Origin of the sequence: Maricaulis sp. (assembly GCF_039978735.1) — a bacterium.
In the GTDB taxonomy this organism is placed as follows: domain Bacteria; phylum Pseudomonadota; class Alphaproteobacteria; order Caulobacterales; family Maricaulaceae; genus Maricaulis.
The window spans coordinates 58,262-70,158 of sequence record NZ_JBDWAS010000035.1 but is presented as its reverse complement, the minus strand read 5'-3'; the positions used below and the strand labels follow the sequence as shown (position 1 = coordinate 70,158).

At 65.0% G+C, this 11,897-nt stretch carries 10 protein-coding genes; all 10 read right to left on the bottom strand.

What is annotated here, in order from left to right; translation table 11 throughout:
* Position 1: 1 nt before the first annotated feature.
* The gene (locus tag ABJO18_RS09380; RefSeq protein WP_348509233.1) at positions 2 to 964 is read right to left on the bottom strand and encodes a LysR family transcriptional regulator; all 963 of its coding nucleotides are present in this window, start codon (positions 962 to 964) and stop codon (positions 2 to 4) included.
* Positions 965 to 1,000: 36 nt separating this feature from the next.
* Positions 1,001 to 2,230, bottom strand: coding sequence for a hypothetical protein (locus ABJO18_RS09375; RefSeq protein WP_348509232.1), 1,230 nt, complete (start codon positions 2,228 to 2,230; stop codon positions 1,001 to 1,003).
* A gap of 109 nt (positions 2,231 to 2,339) precedes the next feature.
* Positions 2,340 to 3,197 (bottom strand): outer membrane lipoprotein-sorting protein, encoded by an 858-nt coding sequence (locus ABJO18_RS09370; RefSeq protein ID WP_348509231.1) that lies wholly within the window; start codon positions 3,195 to 3,197, stop codon positions 2,340 to 2,342.
* Positions 3,166 to 5,544 carry an MMPL family transporter gene (locus tag ABJO18_RS09365; protein ID WP_348509230.1) on the bottom strand — a complete coding sequence of 793 codons (2,379 nt, stop codon included), beginning with the start codon at positions 5,542 to 5,544 and terminating at the stop codon, positions 3,166 to 3,168. The genes ABJO18_RS09370 and ABJO18_RS09365 overlap by 32 nt, the downstream gene beginning before the upstream one ends.
* A gap of 280 nt (positions 5,545 to 5,824) precedes the next feature.
* On the bottom strand, positions 5,825 to 6,148 hold the full coding sequence (locus ABJO18_RS09360) for a hypothetical protein (RefSeq protein ID WP_271185661.1): 324 nt from the start codon (positions 6,146 to 6,148) through the stop codon (positions 5,825 to 5,827).
* A gap of 39 nt (positions 6,149 to 6,187) precedes the next feature.
* On the bottom strand, positions 6,188 to 6,988 hold the full coding sequence (locus ABJO18_RS09355) for an AAA family ATPase (RefSeq protein WP_348509229.1): 801 nt from the start codon (positions 6,986 to 6,988) through the stop codon (positions 6,188 to 6,190).
* The gene (locus tag ABJO18_RS09350; protein WP_348509228.1) at positions 6,985 to 7,980 is read right to left on the bottom strand and encodes a flagellar biosynthesis-like protein (FlhF); all 996 of its coding nucleotides are present in this window, start codon (positions 7,978 to 7,980) and stop codon (positions 6,985 to 6,987) included. Before ABJO18_RS09350 ends, ABJO18_RS09355 begins: the two co-directional genes overlap by 4 nt.
* A gap of 33 nt (positions 7,981 to 8,013) precedes the next feature.
* Entirely contained in the window at positions 8,014 to 10,068 is a 2,055-nt protein-coding gene (gene flhA / locus ABJO18_RS09345) for a flagellar biosynthesis protein FlhA (protein WP_348509236.1), read from the bottom strand.
* 90 nt (positions 10,069 to 10,158) lie between these two features.
* Positions 10,159 to 11,529, bottom strand: coding sequence for a sigma-54 dependent transcriptional regulator (locus tag ABJO18_RS09340; protein WP_291883203.1), 1,371 nt, complete (start codon positions 11,527 to 11,529; stop codon positions 10,159 to 10,161).
* Positions 11,530 to 11,553: 24 nt separating this feature from the next.
* Positions 11,554 to 11,826, bottom strand: a complete 273-nt coding sequence (gene fliN, locus ABJO18_RS09335; RefSeq protein WP_348509235.1) for a flagellar motor switch protein FliN — start codon at positions 11,824 to 11,826, stop codon at positions 11,554 to 11,556.
* Between the last annotated feature and the right edge of the window lie 71 nt (positions 11,827 to 11,897).

The following is an 11,897-nucleotide window of genomic DNA, read 5'->3' as shown; positions in this document are numbered from 1 at the left end:
TCTACCGGGCGGCGACGACTTCGCGCGGGCGGTTCTGCTCGAAAGGCAGGGCGGCCGGCGGCACCGACTGACAGAACCGGACGAGCGCGTCACGCATCCAGCGTGTCGCGCCGTCCAGTTCGAAGCGGCGGTTCCAGTAAAGCGCGATCGGCACGCAGGCGATCTCGAAGGGCAGGGGGTAGGCGGTGATGCCGCCTTCATCCACCATCTTCCTGGCGAGCCGGCCCGGCACGGTGGCAACCAGATCGGTCGTCCGCACCAGGTGCGCAACCGTGCCCATATGCTGTGTCGTCACGGCGACGCGGCGGCGAAAGCCCATCCGGGCCAGGGTCTCGTCCACGTGCGACTCCGAATCGCCGCGCTGCGAGAAATTCACGTGCGCGAGATCCGCGAAAAGTCCGATGTCCGGCATGGTGCGGACCCGGGGGTGGTCCGAGCGCACCGTGAAGGCATGCAGGTCCTGCATCACCGTTTTGACGCCGAAGCGTTTGGCCGCCGGCGCTTCCTTGTGCAGCAGGAAATCGAGCTCCCCGGCGTCGAGCATGTCCAGCCCCTCATCAAGATCGGGCGAGCGCAGGCGCAGATCGATCTGGGGCGCCTCCACGGCCATGTGCGCCATCAGGCCGGGCAGGATGAACAGGTCGAAATAGTCCGCACTGCCGATCCGGAATTCCCGCCGGCACAGGCGCGGATCAAAGGCCGGGCCGCTGTCGAGGGCCTGCTCGATATGCCGCAGCGCCTCGCGAACATCCTTGATGATCTCGACACAGCGTTCGGTGGGTTCGATCCCCCGCGGCGAGCGCATGAAGAGCTGGTCGCCGAACGCCGAGCGCAGGCGCGCCAGCGCATTCGACACGGTCGGCTGCGACACGTTCAGCCGCCGCGCCGCCCGCGTCACATTGCGTTCGTGCCAGAGCGCCTCGAAGGTGATCAGCAGATTCAGATCGACATGCTTGAGCGACATGATGGCCATCCTTTGCGCCTCTCGCTTCGCCCGGCGTTAGAAGTGCCGGGTCAGGCGAAGGGTGAGCGCATCGTCGCGGTCGGCCGGAAAAAGGGCGTCCCGTTCGTCCACATTGAGCGTAAACCGCCCTTCGAGTTCCAGGAATATATAGGAGCCGAAACGGCGCTCCGCTTCGATCAGGGCTGCGGTCGAGCCATTTTCCGTATCGATCACCGCCCCGCCGAGGATGGAGGTGTCGTTGATATCGTTCAGCGCCAGCCGTCCGCCGAGGAAGATATCATTGTCGAAAGCGGTCGGCGGCGCGATGGCGGGATCGCTGTCCCGTCCGTCGAGGTGATACTCGGCCAGCACGCCCAAATCGGCACCGGACGCCGTAATGCCGTAGAAGGTATATTCCAGCCCGCCGGAAAACGCGCCGAACGTGTCGCCCTGTCCCTCGCGGACAATCGCTTCGCCCTTCCACAGCCAGGGCCCGCGCGTCAGCTGCACATCGGCCGAGACCTGGGTGATGATCCGGTAGAGCGGATGCAGGCTGTCGCCGCTGTCCGATACGGTGAAAACAGGCTCCCGGTCGGTGCCGTGAAAGGCCGCCAGGCCGAGATCCCAGTCTCCCAGGAAATGGCTCCACCGCGCCGCCAGATCGATATGGCGTTCCTCGTCGGCATGTTCATAGAGCGGCGCCTCCGTCACCGGCAGCGGACCGCGCAGCCGTCCGTCCCGCCCCGGGAAAGTCCGCTCGCGGAAGCCGGGCAGCACGAAAAATTCCAGCCGCCCCCAGTCGCGCTGACTCGTCAGACGAAGGGCGGGCTGGCCCAGCTTGTCCTCGCCGTCGGAGTCCTCGACGAGGTCGGTCTGGTTGATGATGTCCACCAGATGACGTGACTCAGTGACACCCCAGAACACCTTTATGAGGCCGGTTTCGAGCGTGAATGTGTCACCTATGTAGCGGTAAAATCCCTCCCGCAGATCGGCATGGGTACGCTCCTCGTCGGTGCTGTCGATCCGGGCCCAGGGCACCACGACCAGCTGATGCCGGCGATCCGCGCTGCGCCAGCGAAAATCGCCTTCCAGGATGATCGATGACTGCACATCGTCCGCCTGTCCGGGCCAGGCCGGGTCGTCCAGGAAGATACGGGTCTCGACACCGGCCGAACCGCCCGCATCCCAGCCCTGGGCGTGGGCTGTCGACTGGGCGAGGACGATTACGGCCGCAAGGATCAGCGCGGGAAGAGCAAGCGAGCGCAAGGTTCGCAGGGAAGGAAGCATCGGAAAGTCTCGTTGACTGGTAAGCGCCGCAGCTGCGCCGGTTGGGCATTGGCGCAGCTGCGGCCGGGCACGGGCTCAGGCGGGGCGGCAGGAGCCCGCGCAGACGGGGTCAGTACTGGCGTTCCAGAACGCCGCGCACGAAGTCATTGTCGGAAAGACCGACGCCGAATTCGTAGTCGCTGTAGACCAGCTCGGTGGACTTGCCGGTCTGGTGATTGGTCATCGTCAGGGCATGTGCCCGCCAGATGCCATCGCCGTACTCGCGGTAGTCGGCCAGATCGAGCGTCTTGAGGAGATCGCCGCGGCGGTCGAAAAACTCGATCCGCCGGATCTGGTAGACGTCCTGGTCGATATAGGAGACCTGGCGCGAATAGCCGGAGTTCTCGTAGCGCGGGAAGCGTTCGACGATATCGACCGCCATCGTCTCGCCGCCCACCTCGATGTCGCCGGACGAGACGTAATTGTGCTCGTACTTGTTCAGCTCGACCGCCGTGAAATCCTCGAATGCGAACTCGGAGCCGACAAACGGGCCGGACTTGTTGGCCGAGGAGATGCGGCGCACGCGCGCCAGCGCCGGCAGGTAGAGCCATTGATCGTCCGGTTCGAGAATGCGGGCGTGCGAGAGAAGCGCCGTTCCCTCCACATCCGCTGGCGTGTGGAACACAACGATCGACTTGTCGCCGGCCGTGTTGTCTGCGCGCTCGAGCGTCTGGAAGCTCAGCTCGCGGCTGGTTTCCTGGCCGGCGGCATTGCGCAGCACCATGCGGGCCTCCACGCGGCTGTCGCCGAAACCATTGTCGGAATTGTCCGAGCGCATGGCGATCTCATAGCCTTGGCGCTCGCTGTCACTGTCGACCCAGTCGGGCAGGTCGATATCTTGCGCGATCGCGGAAGGGGTGGCGATGGCGGCGAAGGCCGCCGTCGCCAGAAGGGCGTTACGCCACAGGTTGGTAGTCACGGTCTTCATTGGACTTTTCTCCGGATTGGGTCTTGGGGGCGGTCAGCTTGGACAGCTCGACCAGCAGGGCCGGCAAGAGCAGGAAGTCGAGTACCAGGGCGAAGACGATCGCCAGGGCGGTCAGAAGTCCCATGTCGGCATTGAGCTTGAAGGTGGACATTGCGAGCACGGCGAAGCCGGCCGCCAGGATGATGGTGTTGATCACCACCGCCATGCCGACGGTCTCGAAGGCATAGCGGATGGCTTCGGCGGTCGAGGCGCCGCGCTCCATGCGGGCCCGCCGGTATTTGGTGAGGAAGTGGACAGTGTCGTCGACGACGATGCCGAGCGAGACGGCACCGACTGCGGCGACGGAGAAGCCCACCGTGCCCACCAGCAGCGCCCAGGTCCCGAACGTCGTGAGAATGGGCAGAGTGTTGGGGATCAGGCTCAGCAGGCCGAGGCGGAAGGAGCGCAGCGCCATCACCATGACCAGGCCGATGGCCAGGATGGCGATGATATTGCCCGAGATCATCGAGTTGACATTGCGCTCGGCGACATAGGCGAACATCACCTGCGCGCCGGTTGCGGACGTATGCATGTAGTCCGGCGTATTCTCGGCAAGCCAGGCTTCGGCCGCGTCCAGGAAGTCCTTGGTCTCCTGCGTCGTGACATTATCCAGCGTCACCGTCATGCGGGTGGCCGACTTGTCGATATTGATGCGGTCGTTGAGATCCAAGCCGTAGGGCAGGGAGAGTTCGTAGAGCAGCAGGTATTGCGCTGCGAGGCTGCGGTCGTCCGGGATGCGGAAATAGGCCGGATCGTCCTCGTGCATGTTGCGGTTCAGGCGCCGCATGATGTCGGTGATGGAATAGACGTGGGTCACGCCATCTTGCTGCCGCGCCCAGCTGGCGAAGGCGTCGAGCCGCTCCAGATACACCGGGTCCGACACACCGCCGGCGCCGTCGGCCGGGACCGAGAACTCGATCGGGTAGAGGCCGAAATACTCCAGCGCCGTGTCATTATCCTGACGGACTTCGAGCGATGGCGAGAAGTAATTCACCCACTGGTCGTTGAACTCGATCGTCGGGATCAGCGCGATCAGTACAGCACTGGCGGCTGCCGACGCGATCAGCACGCCCCGGCTGTGCCGGGTGACGAAGCCGGCCAGCTGGCCCATGCGGGCGGTCGCGTCCTTGCCGTCGGACTTGCGCGGTGCCGCTTTCATCGGCAGCACGCTGACGATGGCCGGCAGGAAGGTGATCGAAAGCAGCCAGGCGGCGGCAATACCGATCGCCGTCATCGTGCCGAGATGCCCGAAGGGCGGTGCGTCGGACAGGTTCAGCGCCATGAAGCCGATGATTGTCGTCAGCGAGGTGATCGTGACGGCCAGGAAGTTGGTCCGCACGGCATCCACGATGGCGTCGCGCTTGGGCAGGCCGTCACGCATGCGTTGGCGCATCGACATGAGAATGTGGATCGAGTCCGCGATGGCGAGCGTCAGTACGATGGTCGGTGCCGACGCTGACACCGGCGTCAGTCCTATCGCCAGGAAGCCGGCCGACCCCATCGACACGATCGACGAGAACAGGATCAGGAACAGCGTCGCAATGGTGCCGCTAACCGACCGGATCGCGACCATCATGATGGCCAGCAGAACGAGGTACATCAGCGGGATCAGCTTCGCCATGTCGCCCATCCCGGACTCCATGAAGGCGTTATTCATCATGGACACGCCCGACAGGGCGATATCGATGTCCGGATAGTCGGCCTCGATCCGGTCGCGCAGCGCGCGGACGACGGCGACGGCCTCAGGTACTTCCATCGCGCTCTCTTCGGGATATTGGAGCACGATGTTGATCGCGGTGACGCTCGCGTCCTCGGTGATCAGCTGGTTGCGCAGAAGCGGCTCATTGAGGGCGACGGCGCTGCGCTCGGACAGTTCGGTGTCGCTGAGCGCATGCGCATCGCGAACCAGATCCTCGACAATCAGATTGTCGCCGTCGGCCCAGGTGTGTTGGAAGTTGGTGATGGAATCGACGCGGATCGCGTACGGGACCTGCCAGCCCGCTTCGGTGATCTCTTCGACTGCGGCAAGGGTTGTCTGGCTGAAGACATTGCCGTCGGCCGGCCGGACCACGATCAGGAAATTGTCGTTCTTGGTATAGGTGGCCTGGAAGTTTTCGAAGGCGGCGAGCTCCGGGTTCTCGTCCGAGAAGAAGGCCCGGTAGTTGGTGTCGAAGGCCAGGCGCGGCATGCCCATGGCAAAACCGACCGTAGCCAGGATTGTGGCGAGGATGACAATCCAGCGCCAGCGGATCATGGCTTCGGCGAGGGCCGTCGCAAACATGTCCGTGCGATTTCTGATAGCGCCCATTTCGGGTCCTTTCGCGCATGCGGTCTCATGCCGGGGTCGCGCAGGACGACCCGGCGGGACGCCCGGGCGTCCGCTGTCCAGTGTTTCGATTTGGTGGGGGTGGCCCGCAGGGGCCGGGGCCGTCAGGCCGGTTTGGCAGTCCTCATCGCATTTCCCTCGTCTTGGCGGCCAGGCGGCTGGCTGCGGGACAGGTGGGACAGGCGACGGCATTCCGCCAATCGATGAGGCGAATATCGCTTATCGGGTATTCGAATAATGGTGCGCGAAGGTGCAGGGCGGCTCACTTGCGCCCGTATTTCCGCTTCACCCAGAAAATGCCGCCGATGGCGATCATATACAGGGCGAGGCGGAGCAGGACGACGATACCGCCGCGTTCGTCGAGCCTGGAAATCGCGAAATCAAAAGCGAAGTCAGGCGGAACGCCGGTTGCCCAGCGGTAGAAGAAGGGCGCCGCCGCGTCTGCGAAGAAGGCAATGGCAGCCGCCGCCGGCCATTGCGGCCATTTGCGCATGATCAGTGCCGCCACCAGCGACAGGACAATCAGCAGCCACCAGTCAAAACCGGTAAAGCCGGAGGCCAGCCGGTCTCCAAACGTCTCGTACATCCCCCAAGCGCTCCCCTACGCTTACGTCCGGGAGACAGTTTAGGCCGCTTCTTTGCCGCGCGCGAGTGATCCTGCAAGTGCCTGCAGATCCTTGGCTGCATCGCAGGCCGGAGCGCGAACGGATACGCAGGTCTGATTGCGGATCGCCGCCGGCACGTTGACGTCCCGCCGTACGATACCGGCCAGTGTCGGCGTGAAGCTGAGGAAGGCCTCGCAGGTCTTCTTGAAGGCACCGAAAGCCTCGCGCGCGGTGATCATGTCCGGCGCGTTGTTGACGACGACCAGCGGCGCGGCGCCGTCGTCGTGCAGGCGCAGCGTTTTCACAAAGGCGTAGGCATCGGTCAGCGAGGTGGGCTCGTCATTGATGACGATCACCACATCGTCTGCCGTCAGCGCCAGTCGTACCGTCGCGCGGTCGGCGCCGGCGGCGAGGTCCAGGATGGCGCGATCATAGGAGAGGGCGAGCGCGGCGACGCCCGAGGCCAGCTTGGTCAGGCCGGGCCCGGCCAGATTGGCCAGGGCGCCGGAGCCGGAGCGGCCGGAGATCACATCGAAACCGCCGCGCTTCTGGGAGCCGCCGAAGGCCGGCCCAACCGCGTCGGTCAGGGAAACCTTGCCGTTGAGTACGCTGGTGATGTCGGCGGCAGGCTGGAGACCCAGCTGGACGTCGATATTCGCCATGCCCAGATCGCCATCGACCAGCAGGACCCGTTCGCCCATCTGCGAGAAGGCATGGGCCATGCCGATTGCGGACGCGGTCTTGCCGACCCCGCCCTTGCCGGAGGCAATGGCCAGGATGCGGCCTGCGGAGCGGTCTTGCGGCGCGGATGCGAGCTTCATTGGTCCGCCTCTTCGAACGGGGTGTCACGGTCTTCGATGAGAACCCGGGCCAGCCGCAGCGGCGTGGCCGGGGCCAGTCCGCCCCCGATGAAGGGGGTGGAGGAGATCTGGGCAAAGGCCAGCCCGGTTTCACCAACGCCCAGGATCGCACCGAGGCGCCGGCTGGTATCGAGCTTTACCGGGATGCAGCGGCTGGCGCCGATCGAGGCGAACAGCGATGCGGCATCCTCGGCGTCTTCGGGGGTCAGCCCGGCATCGAAGACATAGATGATTTCAGCCCCCGCAGAGTCGGCGAAAGCGAGCGTCATGTCCAGATCGTCCAGCTCGAACGGGTTCACCGCCGGGCTGTCGATCAGGACCGGGCCGTCAATCTCGGCGACCGCATCGATCATTTCACGCGGATCGTCGGCGGTGCGGAATTCGGCGCCCATGCGCTTGGCCAGGGCCCGCAGCCGCTCGTCGGCGCCGGCGCGCTCGCCGTCGCACGAGATCAGGGTGGGTTTGGCGCCGGCAGTGATCGCACGTGCCGCTGTTTTCGCGAGCGCCGAAGTCTTGCCGACACCTGGCGTGCCCGCGAACAGCAGTGCATGCTCGGGCACGGCCGGCAGCGGCTGGAAGGTGTAGCGGCTCTCGATCGCGTGGGCGAGGCGGGCCACTGCCTGGCCGTCCGACAGATCGTGGGCCGCGCGGATCAGGGCCTGCGCTGCGCTACCGGGTGTGCGGTGAAACCCGAGCGCCCGGATAACCCGGTCCAGATCACTGTCCTCACGCATCCCGCGTTCGATCTCGGCTTCGGCATGCAGCCGCTCGGAGCGTTCACGCACCGGTTCGGCCGGTTCGCGGACATAGGCCGTCTCGGCCGCAGCACGCACCTGCACACCGCCGCCGGGCGCGTCGGATGTCGCAATGATCACCGCATCCGGACCCATTTCACGGCGCACATCGGCCATGGCCTGGGTCAGGGACGGGGCAGAGAAGGTTTTCAGGCGCATGGTTGGTTCAATTCACAAGGGGGTTCCGGCCGGTCAGCCGACATGGCCCAGAGTCTTCAGACGTGCGCTGGGGTGGATCTCGTTCTGCGAAATCACCACCGTCTGCGGGCGGAAACGTTCCACCAGGGAGCGCACATACGGACGAATCATCGGGCTCGTCAGCAGTACAGGAACCTGACCCTGTGCTGATGCGGTTTCAAAAGAGTTTCTGATCGCGGCGACAAAATCGTGCAGTTTGGAGGGCGCGAGCGCAAGCTGCTTGCGGTCACCCTCGCCGATCAGCGACTCAATGAAGGCCTGTTCCCATTGCGGCCCGAGGGCCAGAACAGGCAGGTTGCCGTCGAAGGACTTGTTGGCGTGGCAGATCTGCCGGGCCAGACGCGTACGGACGTGTTCGACGATCGCATCGAGATGCTGGGTCGTGGCGCTCGCTTCGGCGATGCCTTCCATGATCGTGGACAGGTCGCGAATGGAGACACGCTCGCGGATCAGCGATTGCAGGACGCGCTGGATGCCGGCGCGGCTGATCTGTGCCGGCGCGATATCGTCGACCAGCTTCTTGTGTTCCTTCGACAGCTTGTCGATCAGCTTCTCGACTTCGGCATAGGACAGCAGGTCCGCCATGTTCTCGCGCAGCTGCTCGGTCAGGTGCGTCACCAGGACGGCGGCCGGTTCGACAATGGTGTAGCCGCGGAAGGTCGCTTCCTCGCGCATGCCTTCGTCGATCCAGGTCGCGGGCAGGCCGAAAGTGGGCTCCTTCACGTGCTCGCCGGGCATATCGATCGGCAGGCCGGCCGGATCCATGACCAGCAGCTTGTGCAGGCGCAGCTCGCCGCGGCCGGCTTCCAGCTCCTTGATGCGGATCGTGTACTCGTTATTGCCCAGCGCCATGTTGTCGACGATGCGGACCGCCGGCGTGACAAAGCCCATCTCCTCGGCCAGCGAACGGCGCAGTGCCTTGATCTGGTCGGTCAGCTTGCGGCCGTCGACATCATTGATCAGCGGCAGCAGGCCATAGCCCAGCTCGATCTTCAGCTCGTCGATGGCCAGGCTTTCCTCGATCGGCGCATCGCCGCTGGATTTGCTCGCGGCCTCTTCGGCAACCTTGCCGGCCTTCGCCTCTTCCTCTTCGCGCGCCTTGCGTTCGACGATGTCGCGATTCATCCAGGCCAGGGAACCGGCACCGGCCGCCATCAGGGCGAAGGGCAGGAAGGGCATGCCGGGCAGGATGCCGACCATCAGGGCAACGCCGGAAACCAGGCCCAGACCTTGCGGGTTGGCGGTCAGCTGGCCGAACACGGCCTTGTCGGCTTCGCCGTCGACACCGGCCTTGGAGACGAGCAGGCCCGCAGCCACGGAAATGATCAGGGCGGGGATCTGGGAGACCAGGCCGTCGCCGATCGTCAGGGTGGAGTAGGCGCTGGCGGCGTCCGGGAAGGACATGCCCGACTGCACGACACCGATGATGATACCGCCGATCAGGTTGATCGCCGTGATCATCAGGCCGGCCATGGCATCGCCGCGCACGAATTTCGAGGCACCGTCCATGGCGCCGAAGAAATTGCTTTCGCCTTCCAGCTCGGAGCGCCGCTTGCGCGCCTCGTCTTCATTGATCAGGCCGGCAGACAGATCGGCGTCGATGGCCATCTGCTTGCCGGGCATGGCGTCGAGGGTGAAGCGGGCCGCGACTTCCGCGATCCGGCCGGAACCCTTGGTGATGACGACGAAGTTCACGATCACCAGGATCGAGAACACGATCACGCCGATAACGACATTGCCCTGCATGACGAAAGCGCCGAAGGCCTCGATCACCTCGCCGGCCGCATTGGTGCCTTCATGGCCGCGCGACAGGATGAGGCGCGTCGAGGCGATATTCAGGCCCAGACGCAAGAGGGTCGTGATCAGCAGCACCGCCGGAAAGGCCGAGAATTCCAGCGGCTTCTTGATGAAGAGTGCGGTCATCAACACCAGCACCGACACCGAGATGGAGATGGCTAGCGAGAAGTCCAGCAGCATGCGGGGCATGGGCAGGAGCAGCATCACCAGGATGGCGAGAATGCCCACGGCCAGCGCCACGTCGCCGCGCATGACGCGGTTCAGGAAGGCGCGGGTATCAAATCCGCCCGCATTGGATGCGGCGGTTTCGGATGCTGCGGTGTCGACCACGATCTAGTCCAATCAGGCTACGGAGGCGCCGGTTACGGGCTGGTTGGGTGCGGGAATATCCACGCCCTGGTCCGAGTAGAGTTTCAGCTTGTTGCGCAGGGTGCGGATCGAGATGCCGAGAATGTTGGCGGCATGGGTCCGGTTGCCCAGGCAATGGTCGAGCGTGTTGAGGATCAGGTCCTGTTCCACCTCGGCCACGGTGCGGCCGATCATGTCGGTCTGTACCGATTGCGCGGCATCGGCGGCCTGGCGGGCGACACTGTTGCCCGAACCGGTGAAGGCCGAACCGTCCGGCATGCGGATCGCGTCCGGCGTAATCTCGCGGCCGGATGCCAGCAGCACCGCGCGGTGCATGGCGTTTTCCAGTTCACGGACGTTGCCGGTCCATTCGCGGGCCAGGAGCTGGGTCTTTGCAGCCTCGGAGATCGGCCGCTCCTCAATGGCGTTGGCGGTGGCATACTTCTTGGTGAAGTGCTCGGCCAGGGCCAGGATGTCGGCAGGGCGTTCGCGCAGCGGCGGCAGCGCCAGGTTGACGACGTTCAGGCGGAACAGCAGGTCTTCGCGGAAGATGCCTTCGGCCACGGCCTTGCGCAGGTCGCGGTTCGAGGTCGCCAGGATGCGGATGTTCACCTTGACCGGCTTGGTGCCGCCGACACGGTCGATTTCGCGCTCCTGGATGGCGCGCAGCAGCTTGGCCTGCAGGCGGATGTCCATCTCGGAGATTTCGTCCAGCAGCAGCGTGCCGCCATCGGCTTCCTCGAACTTGCCCACCCGGCGGGCAATCGCGCCGGTGAAGGCGCCTTTCTCGTGACCGAAGAGTTCCGACTCCAGGAGGTTTTCCGGGATCGCGGCGCAGTTGACGGAGACGAAGGGGGCCGAAGCGCGCTTGGACTTGGAGTGGACGTAGCGCGCCATCACTTCCTTACCGGAGCCGCTTTCACCCGTGATGAGGACGGAGGCGTCGGAGGCGGCGATACGGTCGGCGAGGTGGATGACGGCCTGCATGGACGGGTCGCGGGCAATCATCGGGCGTTCATCGTCGGCGATGGCTTCCAGGACGGCGGCGATCAGGTCGGCGTCCGGCGGCATCGGGATGAATTCCTTGGCGCCGGCGCGGATCGCGGCCGCAGCGGCTTCCGGACGGACATTCACGCCGCAGGCGACGACCGGCACGGAGATGCGCTCGGCCTCGTTGGCGGCGATCAGGGCCTGGACGTCCAGCGACAGGTCGACCATGAGCAGGTCGGCGCCGCGACCGGCGCGCAGGTGCGCGGTGGCTTGTTCGATCGTGTCGACCTGGGAGACCTTGGCGCCCCGGTCCAGGGCGATCTTGGTGGCGGTGTGCAATTGCCCGCCGAGGCTGCCAACTATCAGAATTCGCATGGTGTTACTCCGTCCTCAGGCGGCCTAGGCCGCGTCCCCGTCCTTGATGATTTCCGTCATGGTCACGCCCAGCCGGTCATCGACCACGACGACTTCGCCGCGGGCCACTAGCCGGTTGTTGACGTAGATGTCGATCGCTTCGCCGATCTTGCGGTCCAGCTCGACCACCGATCCGGAAGTGAGCTTCAGAAGCGAGTTCACGTCGATATGGGCCTTGCCCAGCACGGCCGAGATGTTGACCGGGACATCGAAAACCGGCGCCAGATCGGCGGCGTTTTTCGCATCGTCTTCCAGCATCTGGTCGGCCTTCGGCGTGGGCGCCGGCGCCGGTACCTGCTGCGCGTCAGCGCCCAGATCGGGCAGGTCGA

What these genes read in the sequence shown, in the direction of transcription:
- ABJO18_RS09380 (WP_348509233.1), bottom strand. Translation starts at nt 964, where the DNA reads ATGTCGCTCAAGCATGTCGATCTGAATCTGCTGATCACCTTCGAGGCG.
- ABJO18_RS09375 (WP_348509232.1), bottom strand. Translation starts at nt 2,230, where the DNA reads ATGCTTCCTTCCCTGCGAACCTTGCGCTCGCTTGCTCTTCCCGCGCTG.
- ABJO18_RS09370 (WP_348509231.1), bottom strand. Translation starts at nt 3,197, where the DNA reads ATGAAGACCGTGACTACCAACCTGTGGCGTAACGCCCTTCTGGCGACG.
- ABJO18_RS09365 (WP_348509230.1), bottom strand. Translation starts at nt 5,544, where the DNA reads ATGGGCGCTATCAGAAATCGCACGGACATGTTTGCGACGGCCCTCGCC.
- ABJO18_RS09360 (WP_271185661.1), bottom strand. Translation starts at nt 6,148, where the DNA reads ATGTACGAGACGTTTGGAGACCGGCTGGCCTCCGGCTTTACCGGTTTT.
- ABJO18_RS09355 (WP_348509229.1), bottom strand. Translation starts at nt 6,988, where the DNA reads ATGAAGCTCGCATCCGCGCCGCAAGACCGCTCCGCAGGCCGCATCCTG.
- ABJO18_RS09350 (WP_348509228.1), bottom strand. Translation starts at nt 7,980, where the DNA reads ATGCGCCTGAAAACCTTCTCTGCCCCGTCCCTGACCCAGGCCATGGCC.
- flhA (WP_348509236.1), bottom strand. Translation starts at nt 10,068, where the DNA reads ATGCGCGGCGACGTGGCGCTGGCCGTGGGCATTCTCGCCATCCTGGTG.
- ABJO18_RS09340 (WP_291883203.1), bottom strand. Translation starts at nt 11,529, where the DNA reads ATGCGAATTCTGATAGTTGGCAGCCTCGGCGGGCAATTGCACACCGCC.
- fliN (WP_348509235.1), bottom strand. Translation starts at nt 11,826, where the DNA reads ATGCTGGAAGACGATGCGAAAAACGCCGCCGATCTGGCGCCGGTTTTC.